This window comes from Pantoea vagans, from assembly GCF_001506165.1.
Classification (GTDB): Bacteria; Pseudomonadota; Gammaproteobacteria; order Enterobacterales; family Enterobacteriaceae; genus Pantoea; species Pantoea vagans_C.
The window spans coordinates 3,906,702-3,932,584 of record NZ_CP011427.1 but is presented as its reverse complement, the minus strand read 5'-3'; the positions used below and the strand labels follow the sequence as shown (position 1 = coordinate 3,932,584).

Annotated in this window: 22 protein-coding genes and 4 tRNA genes; 19 read left to right on the top strand and 7 right to left on the bottom strand. The window is 54.4% G+C overall.

Annotation, left to right across the window (positions count from 1 at the left end; all coding sequences use genetic code 11):
- The first annotated feature begins 164 nt into the window (after positions 1 to 164).
- Positions 165 to 2,186 (top strand): DNA helicase Rep, encoded by a 2,022-nt coding sequence (gene rep / locus LK04_RS18210; protein WP_039329187.1) that lies wholly within the window; start codon positions 165 to 167, stop codon positions 2,184 to 2,186.
- A gap of 157 nt (positions 2,187 to 2,343) precedes the next feature.
- On the opposite strand, the gene gppA is transcribed toward rep, so the two are convergent.
- Together gppA and rhlB are read right to left on the bottom strand one after the other, a co-directional pair.
- A complete protein-coding gene (gppA, locus tag LK04_RS18205; protein WP_039329189.1) occupies positions 2,344 to 3,828 on the bottom strand; it encodes a guanosine-5'-triphosphate,3'-diphosphate diphosphatase in 1,485 nt (494 codons plus the stop codon).
- A gap of 7 nt (positions 3,829 to 3,835) precedes the next feature.
- Entirely contained in the window at positions 3,836 to 5,131 is a 1,296-nt protein-coding gene (gene rhlB / locus LK04_RS18200; RefSeq protein ID WP_039329190.1) for an ATP-dependent RNA helicase RhlB, read from the bottom strand.
- A 116-nt stretch (positions 5,132 to 5,247) separates the two neighbouring features.
- Between rhlB and trxA the strand changes: the two genes are divergently transcribed.
- The 18 genes from trxA (at position 5,248) to LK04_RS18110 (ending at position 20,829) form a co-directional block, all read left to right on the top strand.
- On the top strand, positions 5,248 to 5,580 hold the full coding sequence (gene trxA, locus LK04_RS18195; protein ID WP_039329191.1) for a thioredoxin TrxA: 333 nt from the start codon (positions 5,248 to 5,250) through the stop codon (positions 5,578 to 5,580).
- Positions 5,581 to 5,924: 344 nt separating this feature from the next.
- The gene (gene rho, locus LK04_RS18190; protein WP_039329193.1) at positions 5,925 to 7,184 is read left to right on the top strand and encodes a transcription termination factor Rho; all 1,260 of its coding nucleotides are present in this window, start codon (positions 5,925 to 5,927) and stop codon (positions 7,182 to 7,184) included.
- A 278-nt stretch (positions 7,185 to 7,462) separates the two neighbouring features.
- Complete coding sequence (gene wecA / locus LK04_RS18185) at positions 7,463 to 8,539, top strand: UDP-N-acetylglucosamine--undecaprenyl-phosphate N-acetylglucosaminephosphotransferase (RefSeq protein ID WP_039329289.1); 1,077 nt, start codon at positions 7,463 to 7,465, stop codon at positions 8,537 to 8,539.
- A gap of 35 nt (positions 8,540 to 8,574) precedes the next feature.
- Complete coding sequence (wzzE, locus tag LK04_RS18180; RefSeq protein WP_039329194.1) at positions 8,575 to 9,624, top strand: ECA polysaccharide chain length modulation protein; 1,050 nt, start codon at positions 8,575 to 8,577, stop codon at positions 9,622 to 9,624.
- A 10-nt stretch (positions 9,625 to 9,634) separates the two neighbouring features.
- On the top strand, positions 9,635 to 10,759 hold the full coding sequence (wecB, locus tag LK04_RS18175) for a non-hydrolyzing UDP-N-acetylglucosamine 2-epimerase (RefSeq protein ID WP_039329195.1): 1,125 nt from the start codon (positions 9,635 to 9,637) through the stop codon (positions 10,757 to 10,759).
- Between the two features lie 2 nt (positions 10,760 to 10,761).
- Positions 10,762 to 12,021: a UDP-N-acetyl-D-mannosamine dehydrogenase gene (wecC, locus tag LK04_RS18170; RefSeq protein WP_039329197.1), complete on the top strand. Its 1,260-nt coding sequence runs from the start codon at positions 10,762 to 10,764 to the stop codon at positions 12,019 to 12,021.
- A complete protein-coding gene (rffG, locus tag LK04_RS18165; protein ID WP_039329199.1) occupies positions 12,018 to 13,094 on the top strand; it encodes a dTDP-glucose 4,6-dehydratase in 1,077 nt (358 codons plus the stop codon). The genes wecC and rffG overlap by 4 nt, the downstream gene beginning before the upstream one ends.
- A 23-nt stretch (positions 13,095 to 13,117) precedes the next feature.
- A complete protein-coding gene (rfbA, locus tag LK04_RS18160; protein ID WP_039329201.1) occupies positions 13,118 to 13,999 on the top strand; it encodes a glucose-1-phosphate thymidylyltransferase RfbA in 882 nt (293 codons plus the stop codon).
- On the top strand, positions 13,977 to 14,675 hold the full coding sequence (gene rffC, locus LK04_RS18155; RefSeq protein WP_039329203.1) for a dTDP-4-amino-4,6-dideoxy-D-galactose acyltransferase: 699 nt from the start codon (positions 13,977 to 13,979) through the stop codon (positions 14,673 to 14,675). The genes rfbA and rffC overlap by 23 nt, the downstream gene beginning before the upstream one ends.
- A complete protein-coding gene (gene rffA / locus LK04_RS18150; RefSeq protein ID WP_039329205.1) occupies positions 14,672 to 15,802 on the top strand; it encodes a dTDP-4-amino-4,6-dideoxygalactose transaminase in 1,131 nt (376 codons plus the stop codon). Before rffC ends, rffA begins: the two co-directional genes overlap by 4 nt.
- Positions 15,802 to 17,055 carry a lipid III flippase WzxE gene (wzxE, locus tag LK04_RS18145; protein ID WP_039329207.1) on the top strand — a complete coding sequence of 418 codons (1,254 nt, stop codon included), beginning with the start codon at positions 15,802 to 15,804 and terminating at the stop codon, positions 17,053 to 17,055. Before rffA ends, wzxE begins: the two co-directional genes overlap by 1 nt.
- Positions 17,052 to 18,122, top strand: coding sequence for a TDP-N-acetylfucosamine:lipid II N-acetylfucosaminyltransferase (locus LK04_RS18140; protein ID WP_039329210.1), 1,071 nt, complete (start codon positions 17,052 to 17,054; stop codon positions 18,120 to 18,122). The genes wzxE and LK04_RS18140 overlap by 4 nt, the downstream gene beginning before the upstream one ends.
- A complete protein-coding gene (gene wzyE, locus LK04_RS18135; protein ID WP_039329212.1) occupies positions 18,119 to 19,462 on the top strand; it encodes an ECA oligosaccharide polymerase in 1,344 nt (447 codons plus the stop codon). The genes LK04_RS18140 and wzyE overlap by 4 nt, the downstream gene beginning before the upstream one ends.
- Before the next feature lie 18 nt (positions 19,463 to 19,480).
- Positions 19,481 to 20,215 (top strand): lipopolysaccharide N-acetylmannosaminouronosyltransferase, encoded by a 735-nt coding sequence (gene wecG / locus LK04_RS18130; RefSeq protein WP_039329215.1) that lies wholly within the window; start codon positions 19,481 to 19,483, stop codon positions 20,213 to 20,215.
- Between the two features lie 158 nt (positions 20,216 to 20,373).
- A tRNA-Arg gene (locus LK04_RS18125) sits at positions 20,374 to 20,450 on the top strand.
- A gap of 88 nt (positions 20,451 to 20,538) precedes the next feature.
- A tRNA-His gene (locus LK04_RS18120) sits at positions 20,539 to 20,614 on the top strand.
- A gap of 15 nt (positions 20,615 to 20,629) precedes the next feature.
- Positions 20,630 to 20,716, top strand: a tRNA-Leu gene (locus LK04_RS18115).
- A gap of 36 nt (positions 20,717 to 20,752) precedes the next feature.
- A tRNA-Pro gene (locus LK04_RS18110) sits at positions 20,753 to 20,829 on the top strand.
- A 77-nt stretch (positions 20,830 to 20,906) separates the two neighbouring features.
- Here the strand turns inward: LK04_RS18110 and LK04_RS20920 are convergent.
- The 5 genes from LK04_RS20920 to hemC all read right to left on the bottom strand — a co-directional run bounded on the left by LK04_RS20920 (position 20,907) and on the right by hemC (position 25,573).
- The gene (locus tag LK04_RS20920) at positions 20,907 to 21,041 is read right to left on the bottom strand and encodes a hypothetical protein (RefSeq protein WP_267886290.1); all 135 of its coding nucleotides are present in this window, start codon (positions 21,039 to 21,041) and stop codon (positions 20,907 to 20,909) included.
- 500 nt (positions 21,042 to 21,541) lie between these two features.
- A complete protein-coding gene (hemY, locus tag LK04_RS18105; protein WP_039329217.1) occupies positions 21,542 to 22,738 on the bottom strand; it encodes a protoheme IX biogenesis protein HemY in 1,197 nt (398 codons plus the stop codon).
- Positions 22,739 to 22,740: 2 nt separating this feature from the next.
- The gene (hemX, locus tag LK04_RS18100; protein ID WP_039329219.1) at positions 22,741 to 23,871 is read right to left on the bottom strand and encodes a uroporphyrinogen-III C-methyltransferase; all 1,131 of its coding nucleotides are present in this window, start codon (positions 23,869 to 23,871) and stop codon (positions 22,741 to 22,743) included.
- Positions 23,872 to 23,894: 23 nt separating this feature from the next.
- Entirely contained in the window at positions 23,895 to 24,635 is a 741-nt protein-coding gene (hemD, locus tag LK04_RS18095) for a uroporphyrinogen-III synthase (RefSeq protein WP_039329221.1), read from the bottom strand.
- Positions 24,632 to 25,573 carry a hydroxymethylbilane synthase gene (hemC, locus tag LK04_RS18090; protein WP_039329291.1) on the bottom strand — a complete coding sequence of 314 codons (942 nt, stop codon included), beginning with the start codon at positions 25,571 to 25,573 and terminating at the stop codon, positions 24,632 to 24,634. Before hemC ends, hemD begins: the two co-directional genes overlap by 4 nt.
- Positions 25,574 to 25,883: the final 310 nt, after the last annotated feature.

Genomic DNA, 25,883 nt, shown 5'->3' with positions numbered 1-25,883 from the left:
GTATGTATAATGTCCGGCGCATTATAGCCTAATGCGGCTGCTATCTGCTGTAGGGTCGCCATTTTTGGCGACCTGGTAGTGAGGTGCGCATGAATGTGCCCCTCCGGGATAGCGGCAGGCTTTTTGTTCCCCATTCTTTTGATTCAACTGAGTGAAATTCCGTTATGCGTTTAAACCCCGGCCAACAACGTGCTGTCGAATTTGTCACCGGTCCTTGCCTGGTGCTGGCCGGTGCGGGCTCAGGTAAAACCCGTGTTATCACCAATAAAATCGCCCACCTGATCCGCGAATGCGGCTATCAGGCACGGCATATCGCGGCGGTAACCTTTACCAATAAAGCCTCGCGTGAGATGAAAGAGCGTGTGGCACAAACGCTGGGGCGCAAAGAGGCGCGCGGCCTGATGATTTCGACATTCCATACATTGGGATTGGAGATCATCAAACGCGAATACAAAGCGCTGGGGATGAAAGCCAGTTTCTCACTGTTCGACGACCAGGATCAGCTGGCACTGTTGAAAGACCTCACCCAGCAGTGGCTGGAAGAGGACAAAACCCTGTTACAGCAGCTGATCTCCACTATTTCCAACTGGAAGAATGACCTGGTGGATCCGCAGGGTGCGGTAGGGCTGGCGAAATCGCAGCGTGATCAGATTTTCGCCCATTGCTACCAACTGTACGATCAGCACCTGAAATCCTGCAACGTACTGGATTTCGACGATTTAATCGCGCTGCCCACGCTGTTGCTACAACGCAACCAGGAAGTGCGCGAACGCTGGCAGCAGCGCATTCGCTACTTGCTGGTGGATGAATATCAGGACACCAACACCAGCCAATATGAGCTGGTCAAGCTGCTGGTCGGCAGCCGTGCGCGCTTTACCGTGGTGGGTGATGATGACCAATCGATCTACTCATGGCGCGGTGCGCGTCCGCAAAATCTGGTGTTATTAAAAGAGGATTTCCCGGCGCTGGAAGTGGTGAAGCTGGAGCAAAACTACCGCTCGACGCAGCGCATTCTGAAGTCTGCCAATATCCTGATTGCCAACAACCCGCACGTGTTTGAGAAGCGATTGTTTTCCGAACTGGGACAAGGCAGCGAGTTGAAAGTGCTGAGTGCCAACAATGAGGACCATGAGGCGGAGCGGGTCGCAGGGGAGCTGATTGCCCACCACTTCATTAATAAGACCGCCTACAAAGATTACGCGATCCTCTATCGTGGCAACCATCAGTCGCGCGTGTTTGAAAAGCAGCTGATGCAGAACCGTATTCCCTATCGTATCTCTGGCGGCACCTCGTTCTTCTCGCGCCCGGAAATTAAAGATTTGCTCGCTTATCTGCGAGTACTGACGAATCAGGAAGATGACAGCGCCTTCTTGCGTATCGTCAACACGCCGCGCCGTGAAATTGGCCCCGCCACGCTGCAAAAGCTGGGTGAGTGGGCCAATCTGCGCAGTAAGAGTTTGTTCAATGCCAGTTTCGATATGGGACTGGAGCAGACGCTGAGTGGACGCGGTCTTGAGCACTTGCAGCGGTTTACGCACTGGCTGAATGACATTATTCAGCTGACCGAGCGTGAACCGGTGAATGCCGTGCGCGACCTGATTCGCGGTGTCGATTACGAAAGCTGGTTGTTTGAAACCTCGCCAAGCCCCAAAGCGGCTGAAATGCGCATGAAGAACGTCAACACGCTGTTCCAGTGGATGACGGAAATGCTGGAAGGTGACGAACTGAATGAGCCGATGACGCTGGCGCAGGTTGTCACCCGTTTTACGCTGCGTGACATGATGGAACGCGGTGAAAGTGACGAAGAGAGCGATCAGGTGCAGCTAATGACGCTGCACGCATCGAAAGGGCTGGAGTTCCCGTATGTGTATCTGGTCGGTATGGAAGAGGGGCTATTGCCGCATCAGAGCAGCATTGACGAGAACAACATCGAAGAAGAGCGCCGTTTGGCATACGTGGGCATTACCCGAGCGCAGAAAGAGCTGACGTTTACCCTGTGCCGCGAGCGCCGCCAGTACGGTGAGCTGGTGCGCCCGGAGCCGAGTCGTTTCCTGCTGGAGCTACCGCAGGATGATGTGGTGTGGGAGCACGAGAAAAAAGTGGTGAGCGCGGAAGAGCGCATGAAGACCGGCCAATCGCGAGTCGCTGGATTACGCGCGATGCTGGATAAGGCGAAAAAGGGTTAATGGTTGGCGGTCGCCATGAATGGCGACCCTACGCAAAAAACCTGTAGGGTGCGCATTGATGCGCACCTGGAAATCACGAGATCTTCTGTCGCCAGGCCGTAAATGCGCATTTGACGGGAGCTTTTCAACCCAGCATCAGCAAGCGCAGTCGGTTCGATCAAGAAATAGTAAGTAGCCAGTGTACGTAGGACTGATAGTGACTTTCCTGTTCTAACAGCTCAGCTCGCAGCGGATGCGCATCCAGCCAGCCAGCAGGCAGTGTCAAATGCAGTGCATCATCATCGGCCTGCAAACGTACCGCGGGCAGCGTGTCATCACGACGGCGGCTGGAGAAGATAATCGCCAGACGTAACAAGCGGCTTAACCGTTCTGCCATGCGCGGAGGTACGGCGTTCTGTTGCGTCAGCAAGCCCAGATCAATACTGCCACTCTGGTTCTGCAGCATACAGGCCAACATTTTTTTCTGGGCGGGAGTAAAGCCAGGGAGGTCGAGATGACGAATCAGATAAGCGGCGTGTTGTGGCGCCTGACGAAAATCGACGCTCAGGCCAATTTCGTGGATAGAACAGGCACTTAATAGCAGGTCACGACATCGGTTATCCAGCTTCCAACTGCTGCTCACCTGGCGGAAAAAGCTCTCTGCCAACTGACGCACGCGGCCTGCTTGTTCCACATCAATGGAGAAGCGGCGCTGGACGTTCTGCAATGTCCGACTGCGGATATCGCGATCGATCGGCAGATGCAGCATGCCGTACACCAAACCTTCGCGAAGCGCACCGCCGGCCAACGTCATGCTGTCGATATTGAGTTCGTGGAAGATGGCGATGAGAATGGAAAGGCCACTTGGGAACACTAGAGCACGCTCCAGCGTCAATCCTTCAATTTCCAGTTCTTCCAGCTTCCCGCACTGAATGGCGCGCTGTTTTAACTGCTGCAGCTTACTCAGGGTGATGCGTTCATCCATCCCCTGCGCCACCATGATTTCCTGCAGTGCCTGCACGGTGCCGGAGGCGCCCACGCAGATCTGCCAGCCTTTTTCACGCAGGGCGGCAGCGACAGGGCGAATAATCTCGCGCGCAGCCCGTTCGGCCTGCTCGAAATTCTCTTTCGCCAGATGGCGATCGCCAAAGTAACGTTCCAGCCAGGTGACGCAGCCCATCGACAAGCTAAACAGCGTGGTCGCGTGCGAACCTTCACCGGTGACCAGTTCGGTACTGCCCCCGCCGATATCCACCACCAAGCGCTGATCGGAACCGCCGGTAGTATGGGCAACGCCTTGATAAATCAGACGCGCTTCTTCCTCGCCGCTGATGACATTCACCGGGCAGCCCAGAATCTCTTCAGCAGTGGTCAGGAAATCTTGTGCATTTTCGGCAATACGCAGCGTCGCGGTTGCCACCACGCGGATTTGCTCAGGCGGGATGTCCTGCAATTGTTCGGAGAAAAGCTTTAAACATTGCCATCCGCGCTGCATCGCTTCGATGGAGAGCTGATTGGCTTTGTCCAGCCCGGCAGCCAGACGCACTTTGCGTTTAATCCGCGCAACGGTCTGAATACTGCCGGATACCTCGCGCACCACCAACATATGAAAGCTGTTAGAACCTAAATCAATCGCAGCATAAAGTGACGATGCGCTCAGCATGGTGTGCTTAACTCGAACGTTTACGGTTGTTATTACGCGGTGCACCGCTCCGACGGTTACTGTTGTTTCCGCCACGGCGTGGGCCATTACCTGAACGGCTGCGCTGCAGGCGTTTTGGCGGAGGCAGTTCACTCATCAGTGCTTCGCTGTTGTACTTGCTCACCGGAATGCCGTGGCCGATATACTCTTCAATTGCAGGCAGGTTCAGGGCGTACTCTTCACAAGCCAGGCTGATTGAGTGTCCGCTGGCACCGGCACGACCGGTACGGCCAATACGGTGAACATAGTCTTCACGGTCGTCAGGCAGATCGTAGTTAAACACGTGGGTGACGGCAGGAATGTGCAGACCGCGTGCGGCAACATCCGTTGCGACCAGGATATCGACATCACCTTTAGTGAAATCATCCAGAATGCGCAGACGTTTCTTCTGAGCCACATCCCCTGTCAGCAAGCCCACGCGGTGACCATCAGCGGCCAGGTGGCCCCAGATATCTTCACAGCGGTGTTTGGTGTTGGCGAAAATAATGGCGCGATCTGGCCATTCTTCTTCCAGCAAGGTTTGCAGCAGGCGCATCTTTTCTTCATTAGAAGGATAGAAAAGTTCTTCTTTGATGCGGTGGCCGGTTTTCTGCTCAGGCTCAACTTCAACGTACTCGGCGTTGTTCATGTGTTCAAACGCCAGTTCACGTACGCGGTAAGAAAGGGTCGCGGAGAACAGCATGCTCAGACGCTGGGTGGCCGGCGGCATGCGGCGGAACAGCCAGCGGATGTCTTTAATAAAGCCGAGGTCGAACATGCGGTCGGCTTCATCCAGTACCATGACCTGAATCGCACCGAGATTGACATGATTCTGTTTAGCATAATCGATTAGGCGACCCGTGGTGCCCACCAGAATATCGACGCCTTCCGCTAACACTTTCAGCTGTTTGTCGTAGCCGTCGCCACCGTAGGCAAGGCCCAACTTCAGACCTGTCACCTGCGACAGTTGCTCAGCATCGGCGTGAATCTGCACCGCAAGTTCACGCGTAGGGGCCAGGATCAGCGCGCGCGGCTGGTTGATCTGGCGGCCTTCGGCGGCTGGATGAGAAAGAAGATGATGAAACGTTGACGTCAGGAACGCCATCGTTTTGCCCGTACCGGTTTGCGCCTGACCCGCAACATCACGCCCTGAAAGCGCAAAAGGCAATGCGAGCGCCTGGATAGGCGTGCAGTTATGAAAGCCTTTTTTATCAAGGGCTTCCACTACCTGTGGGTGCAGGGCGAAGTCGGAAAACTTCTGTTCAGTTAAGTGTGTTTTGCTCATAGTGTGGTAGAATATCAGCTTACTAGCGCTTTACGAAAGCGTATCCGATGAAATAAAGTCATCCTACGTTGGTATATTTTACGCCAATTCGCCAGGCACAATCTTTGGAGTTAAACATGAGCAGCGATAAAATCGTTCACTTGACCGATGACAGTTTCGACACCGACGTGTTGAAAGCAGAAGGTGTCACTCTGGTAGATTTCTGGGCTGAATGGTGTGGTCCTTGCAAAATGATCGCCCCCATTCTCGACGAAGTCGCAGAAGAGTACGAAGGTAAGCTTACCATCGCCAAGTTGAACATTGATGACAACCCGGGCACTGCGCCTAAATACGGCATTCGTGGTATCCCGACACTGCTGCTGTTCAAGAACGGCGAAGTGGCTGCCACCAAAGTCGGCGCCCTGTCTAAAGGTCAGCTGAAAGAGTTCCTGAACGCTAACCTGGCCTAAGTCCAGCGCGGTGTTGTTCCGCAGTGGTGAATTTTTTCGCCACTGCTGGACGTCCTCTTTCAGGCGTGTTAAGTTGACCTTACTGCATTACGCACTTACCTTGTAGTTTGCATCTAAAGTTTTCCCTTGTCAGACCCTGCTCGCATTGAACGTTATCGTGGTTTGGCAATCTGATGACTAGCACATTCGGCATCACCTTTCGACCGTCTCTTCGTTTCCTATCGCCACACCTGACGATAATCGTCGAGTAGAGTTGAAAAAGAGCCATTAACAGGCATGGAATTTTTGCCATACCACTCACGACAATCATTTCGAGAATTACCCCGAGTTTAAGAACCCTCACTATGAATCTTACCGAATTAAAGAATACGCCGGTTTCTGAGCTGATTACCCTCGGCGAAAATATGGGTCTGGAAAACCAGGCACGTATGCGCAAGCAGGATATTATTTTCTCTATCCTGAAGCAGCATGCCAAAAGTGGCGAAGACATCTTTGGTGATGGTGTGCTGGAGATATTGCAGGACGGATTTGGTTTCCTCCGTTCTGGAGACAGCTCCTACCTCGCCGGTCCCGATGATATCTACGTTTCTCCCAGCCAAATCCGCCGCTTCAACCTCCGCACTGGTGACACCATTTCTGGCAAAATTCGCCCACCAAAAGAGGGTGAACGTTATTTTGCACTGTTGAAAGTTAACGAAGTTAACTACGACAAGCCGGAAAACGCGCGTAATAAGATTCTGTTCGAAAACCTCACGCCACTGCACGCAAACAATCGTCTGCGTATGGAGCGCGGTAATGGCTCAACCGAAGATTTGACCGCACGTGTACTCGACCTGGCTTCGCCAATTGGCCGTGGCCAACGTGGTCTGATCGTGGCACCACCGAAAGCCGGTAAAACCATGCTGCTGCAGAACATTGCGCAGAGCATTGCCTACAACTACCCGGATTGCGTGTTGATGGTGCTGCTGATTGACGAGCGTCCGGAAGAAGTGACCGAGATGCAGCGTCTGGTAAAAGGTGAAGTGATTGCTTCTACCTTTGACGAACCAGCATCACGCCACGTTCAGGTTGCTGAGATGGTGATCGAGAAGGCTAAGCGCCTGGTTGAGCATAAAAAAGACGTTATCATCCTGCTTGACTCCATCACTCGTCTGGCCCGTGCTTATAACACCGTTGTTCCAGCTTCCGGTAAAGTCTTAACCGGTGGTGTGGATGCTAACGCCCTGCACCGTCCAAAGCGTTTCTTCGGTGCGGCACGTAACGTGGAAGAGGGCGGCAGCCTGACCATCATCGCGACCGCGCTGGTTGATACCGGTTCGAAGATGGATGAAGTGATTTACGAAGAATTTAAAGGTACAGGTAACATGGAACTGCACCTGTCGCGTAAAATTGCGGAAAAACGTGTGTTCCCGGCCATCGATTACAATCGCTCCGGTACCCGTAAAGAAGAGCTGCTGACTTCTCAGGAAGAACTGCAGAAGATGTGGATCCTGCGCAAAATTATCCATCCAATGGGTGAAATTGACGCGATGGAGTTCCTCATCAATAAACTGGCGATGACCAAAACCAATGATGAATTCTTCGATATGATGAAGCGTTCATAAGTTGGCGAACGTGAATCGCTAAGCGAAGCGATTCGGTCGCACACTTTGCCAGGATTTATTGCTAACGCCACGTCTTAACGTGGCGTTTTTCATTTATGGGCATTAGGATTAGCCCAGTCAGGAAGCATTATGATGATTGTGCCAGAAAGGTGCTGCTTTTTTCAGCAATCAGACTTTTCGCAGGCAGAATTCGGACAAAGGATATACGGCAATGGCAAGGATCTTGCTTATTGTTGTCGATGATTTTAGCTGAGAGCGTTAACGTGAATTTACTCACTATGAGTACTGAGCTGGGTTTAGTTTTTCTTTTTACCTTAGTGTTCCTATTTTTTGCTCGCAAAGCAGCTAAAAAAATTGGGCTGGTGGACACGCCTAATTCAAGAAAACGACACCATGGCGCCATTCCCTTAGTGGGCGGGATTTCCGTTTATGCGGGGATCTGCTTTGCTTTCGCTATTTCAGATTATTATTTGCCCCATGCTTCACTCTATCTTGCGTGCGCAGGTGTGTTGGTGCTGGTCGGTGCGCTGGACGATCGCTTCGATATCAGCGTTAAAATTCGCGCGTTAGTGCAGGCAGCCGTCGCCATTGTGATGATGGTCGGTGCCAAGCTGTATCTGTTGAGCCTCGGTTTTATTATCGGCCCTGTGGAGTTGGTTGTAGGGCCTTTTGGCTATGTGCTCACACTGTTTGCCGTCTGGGCAGCGATCAACGCCTTCAATATGGTTGATGGGATTGACGGCCTGCTGGGAGGCCTTGCCAGCGTCACTTTTGCGGCGATGGGCATCATCCTCTATTTCGACGGTCAGACCAGCCTTGCGATGTGGTGCTTCGCCATGATTGCGGCCACTATTCCCTATATCTTATTGAACCTTGGTCTGATTGGTCGCCGCTATAAAGTGTTTATGGGTGATGCCGGCAGCACCATGATCGGGTTCACCATCATCTGGATTCTGCTGGAAACCACCCAGGGCTTGAGTCACCCGATTACCCCTGTCACAGCATTATGGCTGATTGCCATTCCGTTGATGGACATGGTGGCCATTATGTATCGCCGCTTACGCAAAGGCATGAGCCCGTTTTCGGCTGACCGCCAGCACATTCACCATTTAATCATGCGCGCCGGTTTTACTTCACGTCAGGCGTTTGTCCTGATCACTGTAGCCGCAGCGATTCTGGCGGGCATTGGCGTATTGGGTGAATATCTTGCCTTCATCCCCGAGTGGGTGATGCTGGTGTTATTCCTGATGGCATTCTTCCTTTATGGCTATTGCCTGAAACACGCCTGGCGTGTGGCACGCAAAATCCGTCGCATAAAACGTCGCTGGCAAAGTAGCAGCGAAGATAAAAAATAAATTACCCGATCAGTACCCGGATAAGGACTTTTGTTATGACCTCTGTCGTTGTGGAGAACGAACTGGATGTGCGCGGCCTGGGCTGCACGTTATGGCGCGGCAAGCGCTGGATTATCGGCTGCGCGCTGCTGTTTGCCCTGCTGGCCTGGCTGGCCTCAATGTTGATGAGACAAGCGTGGAGCACCACGGCGGTGACCGATCGCCCAACGGTGAATATGCTGGGCGATTTCTTCGTGCAGCAGCAGTTTCTCAATAATCTTGATGTGCGCACCAATACGCTCAATCTTAATACGCCTGCCCCTACGGTGATGGATGAGGTGTATCAGGAGTTCACCATGCAGCTGGCCTCCTGGGATACGCGTCGTGACTTCTGGCAGCAAACCGAGTATTACAAAAGCCGCAAAAGTGGCAACGCCCACAATGATGCAGCACTGCTCGACGACATGATCACCAATATCCAGTTCACGCCGGCGGATGCGGCGCACAACACGCTGGATAACATCAAACTGATTGCTGAAACCGCCAGCGACGCCAACAATCTACTGCGTCAATATATCGCCTATGCCAGCGAGCGTGCGGCGCGTCATCTCAATGCCGAGTTGAAAGGTGCATGGCAGGCGCGCACCGTACAACTGCTGGCGCAGGTGAATCGTCAACAGGAAGTGGCCCAGTCGGTGTTTGACCGCCAGCGTCAACGCATTGAACAAGCATTGAAAGTGGCCAGTCAGCAGGGGATTAAAGAGAATCGCGCACCTGCCACCGGTGAGGCGCTGCCCGATAGCGACCGCTTCCTGTTGGGTCAGCAAATGCTACAAGCGCAGTTGGATACGCTACAGGCGAGCGGTCCCGCTTACGATTTAAGCTATGATCAAAACAGGGCGATGCTGGGTACGCTGCAGGCGGGCGCGCGTTTGGACAAACCGTTCCAGACTTATCGCTACCTGCGCACCCCGGAAGAACCGGTATCGCGCGATAGTCCGCGCCGGGTGTTTATGATGATCATGTGGGGCGTGATCGGTGCGCTGGTGGGTTCAGGTGTCGCGCTGGTGCGCCGTCCTCGTTCAACGTTACCAACCAGCCATTAAGAGAAGCCACGTGAAAGTTCTGACCGTATTTGGCACGCGTCCTGAGGCGATCAAAATGGCTCCGCTGGTGCAGGCACTGGCGGACGATCCTGCGTTTGACGCACGCTTGTGCGTGACGGCGCAGCATCGTGAAATGCTCGATCAGGTGCTGCGGCTGTTCAAGCTGCAACCTGATTACGATCTCAATATCATGCGCCCCGAGCAGGGGCTGACAGAGATTACCAGCCGTATCTTGCAAGGTATGAAAACGGTATTGGCCGATTTTCAGCCCGATTTAGTGTTGGTGCACGGTGATACCACCACCACTTTCGCTGCCAGCCTGGCCGCGTTTTACCATCAGATTCCGGTCGGGCATGTGGAAGCGGGTTTACGCACCGGCAACCTGATGTCGCCCTGGCCGGAAGAAGCCAACCGCACCTTGACCGGGCATTTAGCCAGCTACCACTTTACGCCAACGGAAAATTCACGACAGAACCTGCTGCGCGAAAATCTCCCCGATGCACGTATTTTTGTCACCGGTAATACGGTGATTGATGCGTTGCTGTGGGTGCGCGATCGCGTGCTGGATGATGTCGATCTCAATGCGCGTTTAGCGGCACGCTATCCGTTCCTGGATGCGGATAAGAAACTGATTCTGGTCACTGGCCATCGCCGTGAAAGTTTCGGTGGAGGCTTTGAACGCATTTGCAGCGCACTGGCGCAGATTGCGCGTCAGCATCCGCAGGCGCAGATTGTCTATCCTGTCCATCTCAATCCTAACGTCAGTGAGCCGGTAAACCGCATTCTCAGCGGTATCGACAATATCATCCTGATTGAGCCGCAAGAGTATTTGCCGTTTGTCTGGCTGATGAACCGCTCCTGGCTGATTCTGACCGATTCCGGCGGCATCCAGGAAGAGGCCCCTTCGCTGGGCAAACCGGTGCTGGTGATGCGTGACACCACTGAGCGTCCGGAAGCGGTGGATGCCGGTACGGTGAAGCTGGTTGGCACTGACGTTAATCGTATCGTCGCAGAAGTCAGCGTGTTGCTACAGGATGATGAAGCCTGGCAGGTCATGAGTCGTGCACATAATCCGTACGGCGATGGTCAGGCCTGCGCGCGCATCTTGCAGGCACTCAAACAATACAGAGCATAATGATGAGTTTTAATACCATTTCCGTTATCGGACTGGGCTACATTGGGCTGCCAACGGCAGCTGTTTTTGCCTCAAAGGGAAAGCGCGTGATCGGCGTGGACATCAATGCCCGCGCGGTCGACACCATTAACCGCGGTGACATCCACATTGTTGAACCCGAGCTGGGTGATGTGGTGCGTGACGCCGTGCTGGCCAGTTATCTGCGTGCGACAACTCAGGCTGAAGCCGCCGATGCCTTCCTGATCGCCGTGCCCACGCCTTTTATCGGCGATCATCAGCCCGATCTCAGTTATGTGCAGGCGGCGGCGCTGTCGATTGCACCGGTACTGAAAGCGGGTGATCTCGTCATTCTGGAATCCACCTCTCCAGTGGGAACCACGGAACAAATGGCAGCATGGCTGGCTGAGTCACGTCCCGATCTGCGTTTTCCCCAGCACGGTGATGACTGCAACGTGTTTATCGCCTACTGCCCCGAGCGCGTGCTGCCCGGCAAAGTGATGGTTGAACTGCTGGAGAACGATCGGGTGATCGGCGGCATGACGCCTGCCTGTTCGGCACGCGCCAGTGAACTGTATCGAATCTTCTTGCGTGGTGAATGTGTTGAAACCAACGCCCGCACCGCCGAGATGTGCAAACTCACCGAAAACAGCTTCCGCGATGTGAACATCGCTTTCGCCAACGAGCTGTCGCTGATTTGTGCAGAACAGGCGATTAATGTGTGGGAGCTGATTGCGCTGGCGAACCGCCATCCTCGCGTCAATATTTTGCAACCCGGTCCCGGCGTTGGCGGCCACTGCATCGCGGTCGATCCTTGGTTTATCGTGGCGCAGAACCCGGATTTGGCGCGCTTAATCCGCACGGCGCGTGAAGTGAATGATGCGAAGCCGACCTGGGTGCTGGATCAAGTCAAACAGCAGCTTGCCGAATGCCTGACCGCCAGCGGCAAGCGCGCGAGCGAAGTGACGATTGCCTGCTTTGGTCTGGCATTCAAACCCAACATTGACGATTTGCGCGAAAGCCCAGCCATGACGGTGGCGCATCTGATTGCGGAATGGCACAGCGGCCCGACGCTGGTGGTGGAGCCGCATATCGAAGAGATCCCCGCACGCCTGGCGCAAGAGGCCACGCTGGTTTCCACCGAAGATGCGCTGCAACAGGCGGATATTCTGGTGATGTTGGTCGATCACGCTCAGTTCCGCGCGATTGACACGAGTCGCATCGCGCAGCCGTGGGTCGTCGATACTAAAGGTGTCTGGCGATGAAACAGTTCCTGGTCACCGGAGGCGCCGGATTTATCGGTTCTGCGCTGGTGCGTTTCCTGATTGAGCAGACTAACCATCGTGTCGTGGTGGTGGATAAACTCAGTTATGCCGGGAATTTAGCCTCTCTGGCACCTGTGCAGCAGAGTGCGCGTTTTGCTTTTGAACAGGTTGATATCTGCGATCGTGCTGAACTGGATCGCGTCATGGCACAGCATCAGCCTGATTGCATTATGCATCTGGCGGCTGAAAGTCACGTCGACCGTTCGATTGATGGGCCAATTGCCTTCGTCGAAACCAATATTGTCGGCACCTATCAGTTGCTGGAAGCGGCACGCCATTACTGGAATCAAATGGACGATGAGCGCAAAAAAGGCTTCATTTTCCACCATATTTCCACCGACGAAGTGTTTGGCGATTTGCACGGTAGTGATGATTTCTTTTCTGAAACGACACCGTACGCACCGAGCAGCCCTTATTCCGCCACCAAAGCCAGTAGCGATCATTTAGTTCGGGCCTGGCTACGCACTTATGGCTTGCCGATAATCGTCACCAACTGTTCCAACAATTATGGTCCTTACCATTTTCCAGAAAAGCTGATTCCGCTCACCATCATCAATGCGCTGGCGGGCAAACCACTGCCGGTGTATGGCAATGGTAGCCAGATTCGTGACTGGTTGTACGTTGAAGACCACGCGCGCGCGCTCTATAGCGTGGTGAGCAACGGCAAAGTCGGGGAAACCTACAATATTGGCGGGCACAACGAACGCCGTAATATTGAGGTGGTTGAAACGCTGTGCGATTTGCTAGACGAACTGGCACCGCAGCAGCGAGCGGCGCATCTGACGTGCTATCGCGATCTGATTACCTTTGTCACTGACAGGCCGGGTCACGATCAACGTTACGCTATTGATGCCAGCAAAATTGCGCGTGAGTTGGGATGGACGCCACAGGAAACCTTTGAAAGTGGCATTCGTAAAACCGTGCAGTGGTATCTGGCCAATCCGCCATGGTGGCAGGCGATTCTCAACGGCAGCTATCGTGGTGAGCGGTTGGGTTTAGCCATTCCGCGCTAAAGCGTCATTCAGGAGAAGCATCGATGAAAGGTATCATTCTGGCAGGGGGATCGGGCACGCGTTTACATCCCATCACGCGTGCAATCTCGAAGCAATTGCTGCCGGTATACGACAAACCGATGATTTACTATCCGCTGTCGGTGCTGATGTTGGCGGGTATCCGCGAGATCCTGATCATCACGACCCCGGAAGATCGAGCGCATTTTGAGCGCCTGCTGGGGGATGGCAGTGAATTCGGGCTGCAACTGCAGTTTGCGGAACAGCCCAGCCCGGATGGATTAGCGCAGGCATTTATTATCGGTGAAGCTTTCATTGGCGATGATAGCTGCTGTCTGGTGCTGGGCGATAACCTCTATTTTGGTCAAGGCTTCAGCCCAAAACTGAAGAAAGTGGCTGCGCGTAGCACGGGCGCCACGGTCTTTGCTTATCAGGTCATGGATCCTGAACGTTTTGGTGTCGTTGAGTTTGATGATGACTTTAACGCGCTTTCGATTGAGGAAAAGCCAAAGCAACCCAAATCTCGCTGGGCAGTGACAGGTCTCTATTTCTACGACAACCGCGTGGTGGAGTTTGCCAAACAGGTGCAGCCCTCTGAACGGGGAGAACTGGAAATTACCGCCATCAACCAAATGTACCTTGAGCAGGGTGAATTGTCGGTTGAGTTACTCGGGCGCGGTTTCGCCTGGCTGGATACCGGTACGCATGACAGCTTGATTGAAGCGAGTATGTTTGTGCAGACGGTAGAAAAACGGCAGGGCTTTAAGATTGCCTGCCTGGAAGAGATTGCGTGGCGCAATGGCTGGCTCAGTGACGATCAACTGCTTGCGGCTGCCCAGGCGCTGACTAAAACCGGCTACGGCCAATATCTGCTGGATGTTCTCCATGCCCGTCCGCGTCAGTATTAATCCCCTTGCGTGGGAGAGCGATTTTTTTGGCGTAAACAGCGCCCGCGTGATGCTGGATGGCGAACTCTCCCTTGAGGAAGCGCTGCAGCAGCCTGCTACGCTGTGGCAGGCCAAAGTGCCTGCCGAGCGCATTGAGGTGATTGATGCTCTGAGCCAGCAGGGGTTCCAGCTGGTTGAGGGGGAAGCGGACCTCGCGCTCAATATCAAACGCACCGAACGGCAAATGGGGGTGCGTATTGCGCGTGAAGCGCAAATCCCGGCATTACGTGAGGCGGCCTCGCAGGCATTTCGGCTGAGTCGTTTTCGTGCACCCTGGTTCGATCCCGAGGACAGCGGACGCTTCTACGCGCAATGGATTGAGAATGCTGTGCGCGGCACCTTTGATCATCAATGCCTGGTGGCCAGCGATGAGAGTGGCGCATTGCAGGGATTTGTCTCAATGCGAGAAGTAGAAGGCGATGCGCGCATTGGCTTGCTGGCCGTATTGCCGCATGCCCAGGGCCAGGGAATCGGACAACGTTTGTTACTGGCTGCCGCAGACTGGGGCCGTGTGCGCCAACTTGAGCGCCTGCGTGTGGCCACGCAACTCAGTAATCTCACGGCGATGCGCCTCTATTTACGCAGCGGTGCCCGGCTTGAAAGCACCGCTTACTGGTTTTACAGGAATGCCTCATGATCCCATTTAATGCGCCTCCGGTTGTAGGCAGCGAAGTTGAATATATGCAGTCGGCGATGGCCAGCGGCAAACTCTGTGGTGATGGTGGCTTTACCCGACGCTGTCAGCAGTGGATGGAGCAACATTTTGGCAGTAAAAAAGTCCTGCTGACGCCGTCATGCACTGCCTCACTGGAAATGGCCGCGATACTGATCGATATCCAGCCCGGTGATGAAGTGATCATGCCGAGCTATACCTTTGTTTCAACCGCCAACGCCTTCGTGCTGCGCGGTGCGACCATTGTGTTTGTGGATGTGCGCCCTGATACCCTTAATATCGACGAAACCCTGATCGAAGCGGCGATTACTGCCAAGACCCGCGCAATTGTCCCGGTGCATTACGCGGGCGTGGCTTGCGAGATGGACAGCATCATGGCGCTGGCGGCGAAGCATCAGCTGTTTGTGATTGAAGATGCGGCACAAGGCGTGATGTCCCAATACAAAGGGCGTGCGCTGGGCACCATTGGTCACATTGGCTGCTTTAGCTTCCATGAAACCAAAAACTACACTGCCGGGGGTGAAGGGGGCGCGACGCTGATCAACGATGCGAAGTTGGTCGAACGTGCCGAGATTATTCGTGAAAAGGGCACCAACCGTAGCCAGTTCTTCCGTGGGCAGGTGGATAAATACACCTGGCGCGATATCGGTTCGAGCTATCTGATGGCGGATCTGCAAGCCGCCTACTTGTGGGCACAGCTGGAAGCGGCTGAGCGCATCAACCAGCAGCGCCTGCGACTGTGGCAGCGCTATTACGATGCGCTGCAACCGCTGGCAGCGGCAGGGCGTATCGAAATACCGGTGGTGCCGAAGCACTGCCGCCACAACGCCCACATGTTCTATATCAAACTGCGCGATAGCGACGATCGTCAGGCTCTGATTAATTGGATGAAAGAGGCCGAGATCCTCACGGTGTTCCACTATATTCCGCTGCACTCTTCACCTGCTGGCGAGCGGTTTGGCCGCTTCCTGGGCGATGATGTCTTCACCACTTCAGAGAGCGAGCGCCTGCTGCGCCTGCCGCTGTTCTATAACCTTTCAGACAACAATCAGCGTACGGTGATCAGTTCGTTGCTGAGCTTCTTTGCCTGATGTCGTTAGCAAAAGCCTCGGTCTGGACCGCCTCCTCTACGCTGGTCAAAATTGTCGCCGGTTTGCTGGTGGTGAAACTGCTGGCGGTGAGCTTTGGGCCGGAGGGAATAGGGCAGGCGGGTAACTTCCGTCAGTTGGTCACCGTGCTGGGCGTATTAGCCGGGGCAGGCATTTTTAATGGCGTGACCACCTATGTCGCGCAGTTTCAGCAGCAGCCCGCGCAACTGCGGGCCGTGACGGGCACGGCATCAGCCATGGTGTTGGGCTTTTCCACTCTGGTGGCGCTGGTGTTTTTGCTGGCAGCAGGGCCGATAAGCCATGCGCTGTTTGGCCATGAGCAATACGCGAATGTGGTGCGCATTGTGGCGTTTCTGCAGTTCGGTATTGCCTGGGCCAATCTGACACTGGCGTTGCTGAAAGGTTTTCGCGATGCGCGCGGCAATGCGCTGGCGCTGATTGCGGGAAGCCTGGTGGGTGTGCTGGGCTATGTGCTGTGCTGGTGGCTTGGCGGTTATCCCGGTGCGCTGGTGGGGGTGGCCCTGGTTCCGGCACTGCTGGTGTTCCCGGCACTGCTGATGCTGCGGCGTCATCAACAGGTGCTGCCACTGCGCTGGCTCAAACCGACGTGGCAGCCTGAGCTGGCGCGGAATCTGGCGAAGTTTACCCTGATGGCGCTGATCACCTCGGTCACCTTACCGGTGGCATGGGTAATGATGCGTAATTTGCTGGCGCAACAGCAGGGATGGGCGCAAGTGGGGTTGTGGCAGGGCGTCACCAGTATTTCTGACGCCTATTTGCAGTTCATCACCGCTACTTTCAGCGTCTGGTTACTGCCTACGCTGGCACGGCTGGAGAGCAAACCACAGATTGCACGTGAGATGGGGCGCGCACTGCGCTTTGTTTTACCTGCGGTGGCGGCGGCCAGTTTTTGTGTCTGGTTGCTGCGCGATGTCGCTATCTGGCTGCTGTTTTCGCCGCAATTTGCCGCAATGCGCGACCTTTTTGTCTGGCAGTTGTGTGGCGACGTCTTTAAAGTCGGCGCCTATGTTTTCGGATACCTGGTGATCGCCAAAGCGTCGCTGCGTTTCTATATATTGACGGAAATCAGCCAGTTTGTGCTGCTGACCGCGTTTTCTCATTGGCTGATCCCACTACATGGCACAGCCGGAGCTGCACAAGCCTATATGGCGACCTACGTGCTCTATTTCGCCCTTTGTTGTGGCGTATTTATGATTTATTGCCGGAAAAAATGACTTTATTTCACGTGCTGGGATCGGATATCCCGCATCACAACCATACCGTGCTGCGCTTCTTTAATGAGGTGATGAGCCGCGAGCTGCCAACTGATGTGCCGCGTCAGTTTATGGTGGTGACTACAACGCCAGAGGCCTTGCAAGTCTACACTGCGCTGCACATTGAAACCTTCACCAGCAAGCGCGCGCTGGCGCAGGCAGTGATTCAGCGCGCGGCTGACCGCGCAACGCGCTTTTTCTTTCACGGCCAGTTTAATCCGCAAATCTGGCTGGCGTTACTGAGCGGTAAACTGCGGCGTCAGCAGGCGTTCTGGCATATCTGGGGCGCTGATCTGTACGAAGAAGGACGCGGCATCAAGTATCAGCTGTTTTATCTGCTGCGCCGTCTGGCCCAGCGCCGTCTGGCACATGTGTTCGCCACGCGCGGCGATTTGCACGCTTTCCAGCAACGTCACCCCCGCGTGCCAACATCATTGCTCTATTTTCCGACACGTATGCCAGAAGCTGCAGTCCCCGCTGGAACGCATAGCGATGATTTTACCGTGCTTTTAGGCAACTCTGGCGATCGCAGTAATCGCCATATTGAGGGTTTACAGGCGATTCATGCTCAGTTTGGCGATAAGGTGAAAGTGCTGGTGCCGCTCGGTTACCCGGATAACAATCACGCGTATATCGCAGAGATTGCTACCGCCGCGCAGCGCCTGTTCCCACAAGGTCAGGTGAGCTTATTACGCGATAAGATAGATTTTGACACCTATCTGCAATTGCTCAGTGGCTGTCAGCTCGGCTATTTTATGTTCGAGCGCCAGCAGGGGATTGGCACGCTCTGTTTGCTGATCCAGGCCAATATTCCGTTTGTGCTTAACCGCAAGAACCCGTTCTGGCGCGATCTCAGTGAGCAGGGCTTGCCGGTGTTGTTCAGTGAGGATGTGCTGGATGCAGCCCGCGTTGCGGAAGCGCAGCGACAGCTGACGCACTGCGATAAATCCTTGATTGCCTTTTTCGCCCCTGGCTATCTGGCAGGCTGGCGCCACGCGCTGACCCTTAGTGAAAGGGAGAGAACATGAGCCTGATGCAGTTTAGTGGTCTGCTGGTGGTTTACCTGTTTTCGTTGGGTTTTATCTTGACCTTAACCTGGCGGGAATTTAAACGGGTGCGCTTTAACTTCCACCTGTTTTTTACCATCCTGTTTTTGCTGACGTTTTACTTCGGTTTTCCGCTCACCTGCGTGTTGGTTTTCCGCTTCAATGTGGAAGTGGTGCCGCCGGAATTCTTGCTGCAGGCCCTGCTGGCCGCCACCAGTTTTTACGCCATCTATTACGTCAGCTACAAAGTGCGATTACGTCCGGTCACTGCGCCGCCGCGTAAACCCTGGCTACAGATGAATCGGGTTGAAACCCATCTCACCTGTTTGCTATTGGCTCTGGTGGCGATCGGCACCGTGACGGTGTTCTTTATGCACAATGGCCTGCTGCTGTTCAGGCTTTCAGCCTACAACCAGATTTTCTCCAGTGAAGTGTCGGGCGTGGCGTTGAAGCGCTTCTTCTACTTCTTCATCCCGGCGATGCTGATTCGCTATTTCCTCAATCCGACGCAGCGTCAGTGGCTGTGGTTTTTGCTGGTGTCGGTGGCGTTTGGGCTGCTGACCTACGCGCTGGTGGGGGGCACTCGCGCGAATATCATTATCGCTTTTGCTCTTTTCCTGTTTATTGGCATTACGCGCGGTTGGATTACGCTGTGGATGCTGGTGGGGGCGGGCGTGATGGCGATTGCGGGCATGTTCTGGCTGGCGCTGCGCCGTTACAACCTCGACGTGGTGGGGGATGAAGCCTTCTATACCTTCCTGTATCTGACGCGCGATACCTTCTCACCCTGGGAGAATCTGGCGCTGTTGTTGCAGAACTACGACAAGATTGATTTCCAGGGGCTGGCACCGATCTGGCGTGACTTCTATGTCTTTATCCCCAGCTGGCTGTGGCCTGGTCGCCCATCGATTGTGCTAAACAGTGCCAACTACTTTACCTGGGAAGTACTGAATAACCACTCGGGCCTGGCGATTTCCCCCACGCTGATCGGTTCGTTGCTGGTGATGGGCGGCGTATGGTTTATTCCGCTGGGCGCGGTTGCCGTGGGCTGGCTGATGAAGGGGTTCGATAGCCTCTATCTGCAAGGTCGCGATACGCCAAACCGTTACAGTGGCGCAATCCTGCAGAGCTTCTGCTTCGGTGCAGTCTTTAACATGATCGTGCTGGCTCGCGAAGGGTTGGATGCATTTGGCTCTCGCGTGGTGTTCTTTTGTGTGATTTTTGCTGCCTGTATGGCAGTGGCGAAAATGCTGTACTGGCTGTTAGCGCGTGCGGGACTGATTCGTGCGCGCAGCGAGCCGGTGTTTCACAGCCTTTCTTAACCTTTGGGAAGATGATTCATGAAAACCGATAAGCCGCGCTATAACCTGCGCGGCGTCGATCTTCACGCGTTTAATGATATGGAAAGCTTCCTGCATTTCCTGCTGCCTGAGGGGCAGCCGCGCAGCGGCACGCTGGTGGCGATGAACGCGGAGAAGATGCTGACTCTGGAAGAGGACGCGCAGTTACGCGCGCTGATTGCTGAGGCAGAATTTAAATACCCTGACGGCATCAGCATTGTGCGTTCATTACGTAAGAAGTACCCAGACTTACAGGTGAATCGCATAGCCGGTGCTGATCTGTGGGAAGCGTTAATGGAGCGCGCAGGGCGGACGGGCATTCCGGTGTTTCTGATTGGTGGCCGACAGGCGGTACTGGATGAAACCTGCGACAAGCTGCGTCGCCAGTGGAATGTGAATATCGTTGGCCGCCAGGATGGCTATTTTGCACCCGCTGAGCGTGAGGCACTGTTTGCACGTATCGCCGCCAGTGGGGCGAAGATAGTCACGGTCGCGCAGGGATCACCGCGCCAGGAGCTGCTGATGCGTGATTGCCGTGAGCGCTGGCCACATGCCCTTTATATGGGCGTGGGTGGCACCTACGACGTCTTTACCGGTCACGTCGCGCGTGCGCCACGTATTTGGCAGAATCTGGGGCTGGAGTGGCTCTATCGTCTGATTCGTCAGCCTTCGCGCTGGCGCAGGCAGTTAAAGCTGCTGAAATATTTACGCTACCACTGGCGTGGCGATCTTTGATATTGCTGATTTTTGCAGCAATTACATCCTGTTCAGTAGCAAAACTGCGCTATTTATCGACGGAATGCACAAAGCGTAAGCAAACGCGTTTTTTTTATAAAAAAGCTCTGGACAGTGTGAGGCCAAATCCGTAGTATGCCCATCCGCAACGGCGCTACGCGCCCGTAGCTCAGCTGGATAGAGCGCTGCCCTCCGGAGGCAGAGGTCTCAGGTTCGAATCCTGTCGGGCGCGCCATTTAGTTTGTGCGCAAGAGCTTCGGTGGTTGGTTTGACCGCGTTATGCAGTGATTAGTAAGCAGAGATGCTTACGCACCAGAATTATGGTGGCTATAGCTCAGTTGGTAGAGCCCTGGATTGTGATTCCAGTTGTCGTGGGTTCGAGTCCCATTAGCCACCCCAAATTTTGCTGGACATGCGATGGTGGCGGAATTGGTAGACGCGCTAGCTTCAGGTGTTAGTGTTCTTACGGACGTGAGGGTTCAAGTCCCTCCCTTCGCACCAGGCAAAATTACGCGGTAGCGTGAAGAAGTAAAAAATCGGCGAGTAGCGCAGCTTGGTAGCGCAACTGGTTTGGGACCAGTGGGTCGGAGGTTCGAATCCTCTCTCGCCGACCATATTTAAGAAACCTGCTTGAAAAAGCAGGTTTTTTTTCGTCTGTATTTCCCGTCTCATACGTCATTCTGTATAGGGCTCACCTTGCCGCCATCGGGCGCGCCCCGACAAAATAACCGTAGCGGCGCGATTTATCGCGCTTGTATAGAGCGGAGCCGCTGCTGACCGGACGCGCAATGAATTGCGCCGCTACAATACGGTAGAACGTATTCATTTGAATATCGATTTGTCGCTATTCTGAGACGCCTATCTTATTGATATTAAACGGCCTTACGTTACCTTGCACAGCGTGTCGTTCATCAGCGACAACCGCGGACGTGATTGTTGTGAAATCACGACACTGCTGGCACCTCGCGCCGTTAATCCCATTCTATCTTGCTGATTTAAAATAACTTACCTCGGCGTCTGCAATTCTGGCACGCGTTATGCAATAATTGTTCTGTAGATGCTCATTCCACCTCTTATGTTTGCTGATGCTACATAAACCTGGGAATGATGCAGAGCCCCTTACGGTATCCGTTGTCCAGCCTGGCAGTATTTGCGCACGCTTTACTGCAGTAAGAAGGACATTACGTTGAGTCGGATACCATCAGTTGTCTGAACGACCTGACTTTACACCTGCTTTTGGCAGGTGTTTTTTTTTGCGATTCTCCCAGCAACAGGCAAAAAAAAGCCGGGACAAGCCCGGCGTGCACAAAAGTAACAATCGTTAAATCAGGGTGCAGGATTGGTCTTCAGCGTGAGCAACAACCCTTCACGGCGCATTTTAGCGGCGTCTTCCGGGCGATGCAGACGGTCATAGACATCGGCTAACCAGGCGTAATCAAAGGCATCCGGGCGCTGCGCCAACGCCTGCTGGAAGGCTTCTGCTGCTTGCTGCCACTCACCGTGGCGCATCAACATCTGGCCCAGCGTGCTATGCAGCAGCGGTGTGGCGCCATGCTGTTTAATTTGCTGACGCAGCGCTTTTTCCAGCGATTGCGGATCGCCACTTTTAATGCGCGGCATCAGCAGCACCAGACGATCGTCATACTGGCGTTTCAGCCCTTCCAATACGATGCTTTGTGCCGTATCAGGATCGTCGCACTCAATCAGATGTTCAGCCATTGCCACCTGCAGCGCCGTTTCCTGACGCGTTTTACGGCTCTGGTTTTGCCACCATTTTTTCAGGCCTTCGCTGCCTTGATCGGCCATCGCTTGATTCATCAGCCCCAGCCAGGCTTGTTGCTGTAAGGCTTCACGCTGGATTTCGTCATTCACCTGAGATTTTTGCATTGATGGCAGAATATCAAGCAATGAACCCCATGCGCCGGTGCGAATATAAGCCTGTTCAGCCAGGCGCAAAACTTCAGGATGGCGTGGAGCCACTTCCAGCAAACGGTCAATACCGTGGCGTGCGGCATGATCTTCGTTACGCGCCAGTTGCAGACGAACGCGAGTGATCTCAACCGGAATGGTGTCGTTTTCAGACAGCTCAGACGCGCGCTCCAGATGCTGATTGGCTCGCACTTCGTCACCGCGCTGTTGAGCCGCTTCGGCGGCCAGCAGGTAGTTAGCGACGGGCTGATCCGCATGGTCAGCATTCTTCGACAGCAGTTTTTCTGCCTGTTTGTAGTCACCTTCCGCCAGTTTCATCAGCGCACTTTGCGTGTGACGCTGCGCACTGCGGCGTTTGCGGCCGGTAAACCAACCACGCGTACGTGCGCCGGTACGGAACAGACGGCGAAGAACCCACTCAATGAACAGAATCACTAACAGACTGAGGATCAAGATGATCACCAGGCCCGTCACACTGGTTTCAACATTCCAGTTATCGGTCTGAATCAGCACGTAGCCTTGGTGGCCGGCGATCATCGGCCCCAACACCACACCTGCAATCAACAGCAGGAAAAGCACCAATACTTTCAGCATGCTTAGCCTCCCTGTTGATCAGCCGGAACCGACGGCTGCGCCAGCAGATTTCTGACGCGTGTTTGCATCAGTTTTTCCAGCAGCGCCTGGCTTTCCAGTGTATCAGGCACATCCATGGCGATGCTCTGCTGGCTGAGTTCATCTAACTGGGCAAGAAACGCTTTGGTGGCAGCATCGTTGGTGTCATACCAGGCACGCACCCACGTTGAAACGGCATCAATCGACTGTTTATAGATCTCATCCTGATGACGTGGTACGGCTTGAGCTGCAATCAGCAGCCGCGAACGAATGTTTTCACGTAGATAGACGTCTTGATTCGGCGCCAGCAGCGGCTGTGCGGTGTTGTCACGGCGGCGGATGGTAATGAAATCATCCATAAAGTTGTGCCAGCTCTTCACCAGATTCTGACGCCATTCGTGCAGAGAGCTGGACAGCTCGCCGCCATCAGCATCCATTGGTGCGTCATCGCTGTCATTGTCGGCCAGACGCAGGTTATCTACGCCGTTCGACAACTGATTAAGCTTGAGAATGATGCCGTCATAATCGACCTGGCTCACGGTAGACAAGGAGCTGATGTCCTGGGTCAGTGCGCGGCGGACGTTCATGACGCTAGGGTCGTTCATGTCCGCGAGGCTGGTGTCGGCACTTTTTAACAGCGCTGCCGCCGTGGTGACATCCTGATCGCTCCACAGCTTACGGCCCGCTAACTTGACGAGATAGTCCGCTTGCGCCAACAGCCAGGTGCGCGTGTCGTTGCCGGAGATGGTCGCCACTTTATCCCGCAGCGTTTCCAGCTCTTTTGCGCTGTTATCTTGCTGGGTACGCGCTTCATTTAAGGCGGTATTGGCTGCATCCAGCTGTTGGGTTAACTGCTGTTTGTCACTGCCCAGTTGCTGCTGCAACGCGCTCAGCTGCTCGCTCAGGTTTTGGTTAGTCTGAGCCTGTAAATCGGCCTGGTGTTTCCCATTGAGGTAAAGTCCTGCGCCAATCGCCAGCGCAATCACAATCGCCACTGCACTCAGCACTTTGCCATCGCTTTTTTTATCGCGAGGCTTTTTACCGGCTGGCGTAGGGGAAGTGTCCGCTGGGGTGGTTTCTTCAACCATGGCGGAGGAGGCTTTTTGTTCCGTCATTATGGCTCATCCCGTTGTTAAGTTCAGCGTAACGCACGCAGCAGCGCATCGTTATCGGCACCATCGGCTACATCAATGTCCTGCCAGCCTAATTCGGCGGCTTGTGTAGCCAAACGTTCACTGACGACCACAAGCCGACAGTGCAATAACCATTCCCGACGATCGATTGGCGGAAACAGTGCAAACAGTTGTTGTAACATCTCACCGCTGGTCACCACCAGAGTGGTAATGCCGCGATCGCGCCAGCGGCGACCCTCTATGGCGCCATCGTATTGCTTTTCACAGCGCTGATAGCACTCGCAATACTCGACTTCGGCTCCGCGTGCGATCAGGGTTTCTGCCAGCAATTCGCGGCCAGGACTGCCGCGCAGAATCAGTGCGCGTTTACCTTTCACCTGCTGCAGACGGTTCAGGCGTACCAACTCTTCACTGGTTTCCCGCGCATGAGGATAGTCTACTTTCAGATGACTGACGGTGTGCAGTGCCAAAGAAGTGCTGCGGCCAATGGCATAATAGTCGAGCGCTTTAGGCCAGGTGATGCCCTGGCGCTCAAGGGCAGGATGAGCAAAAAGCACCACCTGCTGTGACAGCAGAAAGACCAAATCGCCCGGCTGCAGTGCCGCCAATTTCTGCGGCAGATGTTCAAGGTCGCGACCCGGCGTGAACTCAATCAGCGGTAACGTCCACGCCAGCTTGCCGAGGGTTCGCAAACGCGAAGCCAATTCACTGGCGGCGGGTTCCGGGCGGGTCACGAGGATGGTCATACCGGCGGTTGTCCTTGATAGACGTCACGCAGAATGTCACGCGCACCGCCATCCAGCAGCTCTTCCGCCAGTGAGATGCCCATTTGTAAGGCCTGATCGCGTGGACCGCGACGTTCACCCGTCACCATCTGTAGACCATCTGGCGAACCGACTAACCCACGCAACCACAGTTGATCGTCTTCCAGCACCGCAAAGCTACCAATCGGTACCTGACATCCGCCTTCGAGGCGCGTATTCATGGCGCGTTCAGCACGTACGCAAACCGCAGTATCGCTGTGATTGAGCGCTTCCAACAAGGTAATCAGGGTGTGGTCATCCAGGCGACACTCAATACCCACCGCGCCTTGGCCAACGGCAGGTAAAGAGATCTCGGCTGGCATGGCTTGGCGAATACGGTCTTCAAGCCCTAAACGCTTGAGGCCTGCCGCCGCGAGGATGATCGCGTCATACTCTCCGGCATCAAGCTTGCCCAGACGCGTCCCGACGTTGCCACGCAATGAGCGAATAATCAGATCGGGACGACGCGCACTGAGCTGACACTGACGACGCAGGCTGGATGTGCCCACCACCGCACCCTGTGGCAGTTCATCAATAGCGTTGTAACGGTTAGAGACAAAGGCATCACGCGGATCTTCGCGCTCGCAGATGGTCACCAGCCCTAAACCTTCGGGGAAATCCACCGGCACATCTTTCATGGAGTGCACCGCGAGGTCGGCACGATTTTCCAGCATCGCCAGTTCGAGTTCTTTAACAAACAGGCCTTTACCCCCCACTTTCGCCAGTGGCGTGTCGAGGATGATGTCGCCTTTGGTCACCATCGGAACCAGCTCAACTTGCAGTCCTGGATGTGCCGCCATCAGACGCTGTTGGACATATTGTGCCTGCCATAAAGCAAGAGGACTTTGTCTGGTAGCAATTCTGAAAATTTTGTTTAACATGCTGTTAACCATTTTGATCGTTCATCGATTATCCTATCATTGATAGGGGAATGCTGTCAGTTTCAACGGATTGAAAAGGCCTCGATGTCAGAATGTGTCAGCGATTGCGACTTATTCTGAGGTCGAAGTCCGAAAAAGCAGGGCTGCCAACGGAACGTGCTAAACTGTTAGGTAGCGCAACTTTCTTTACGGTCAATCCTCCAGGTGTTAGATTGATCACGTTTCCAGCAATAATTTGCCCGACATCTTTATTATTAAGCGGCAGGTTGTGGAAACAGGGTGCTTAACACTGGGACAATCAGGCGAAACG

Bases quoted from the DNA above. Each gene is read 5' to 3' on its own strand.
- hemC (WP_039329291.1), bottom strand. From the start codon at position 25,573: ATGTTAAACAAAATTTTCAGAATTGCTACCAGACAAAGTCCTCTTGCT.
- rffC (WP_039329203.1), top strand. From the start codon at position 13,977: ATGCCCGTCCGCGTCAGTATTAATCCCCTTGCGTGGGAGAGCGATTTT.
- wecG (WP_039329215.1), top strand. From the start codon at position 19,481: ATGAAAACCGATAAGCCGCGCTATAACCTGCGCGGCGTCGATCTTCAC.
- LK04_RS20920 (WP_267886290.1), bottom strand. From the start codon at position 21,041: ATGAATACGTTCTACCGTATTGTAGCGGCGCAATTCATTGCGCGTCCG.
- wzxE (WP_039329207.1), top strand. From the start codon at position 15,802: ATGTCGTTAGCAAAAGCCTCGGTCTGGACCGCCTCCTCTACGCTGGTC.
- rhlB (WP_039329190.1), bottom strand. From the start codon at position 5,131: ATGAGCAAAACACACTTAACTGAACAGAAGTTTTCCGACTTCGCCCTG.
- wecA (WP_039329289.1), top strand. From the start codon at position 7,463: ATGAGTACTGAGCTGGGTTTAGTTTTTCTTTTTACCTTAGTGTTCCTA.
- hemY (WP_039329217.1), bottom strand. From the start codon at position 22,738: ATGCTGAAAGTATTGGTGCTTTTCCTGCTGTTGATTGCAGGTGTGGTG.
- rho (WP_039329193.1), top strand. From the start codon at position 5,925: ATGAATCTTACCGAATTAAAGAATACGCCGGTTTCTGAGCTGATTACC.
- rfbA (WP_039329201.1), top strand. From the start codon at position 13,118: ATGAAAGGTATCATTCTGGCAGGGGGATCGGGCACGCGTTTACATCCC.
- rffA (WP_039329205.1), top strand. From the start codon at position 14,672: ATGATCCCATTTAATGCGCCTCCGGTTGTAGGCAGCGAAGTTGAATAT.
- rffG (WP_039329199.1), top strand. From the start codon at position 12,018: ATGAAACAGTTCCTGGTCACCGGAGGCGCCGGATTTATCGGTTCTGCG.
- wzzE (WP_039329194.1), top strand. From the start codon at position 8,575: ATGACCTCTGTCGTTGTGGAGAACGAACTGGATGTGCGCGGCCTGGGC.
- trxA (WP_039329191.1), top strand. From the start codon at position 5,248: ATGAGCAGCGATAAAATCGTTCACTTGACCGATGACAGTTTCGACACC.
- hemX (WP_039329219.1), bottom strand. From the start codon at position 23,871: ATGACGGAACAAAAAGCCTCCTCCGCCATGGTTGAAGAAACCACCCCA.
- hemD (WP_039329221.1), bottom strand. From the start codon at position 24,635: ATGACCATCCTCGTGACCCGCCCGGAACCCGCCGCCAGTGAATTGGCT.
- LK04_RS18140 (WP_039329210.1), top strand. From the start codon at position 17,052: ATGACTTTATTTCACGTGCTGGGATCGGATATCCCGCATCACAACCAT.
- gppA (WP_039329189.1), bottom strand. From the start codon at position 3,828: ATGCTGAGCGCATCGTCACTTTATGCTGCGATTGATTTAGGTTCTAAC.
- rep (WP_039329187.1), top strand. From the start codon at position 165: ATGCGTTTAAACCCCGGCCAACAACGTGCTGTCGAATTTGTCACCGGT.
- wecC (WP_039329197.1), top strand. From the start codon at position 10,762: ATGAGTTTTAATACCATTTCCGTTATCGGACTGGGCTACATTGGGCTG.
- wzyE (WP_039329212.1), top strand. From the start codon at position 18,119: ATGAGCCTGATGCAGTTTAGTGGTCTGCTGGTGGTTTACCTGTTTTCG.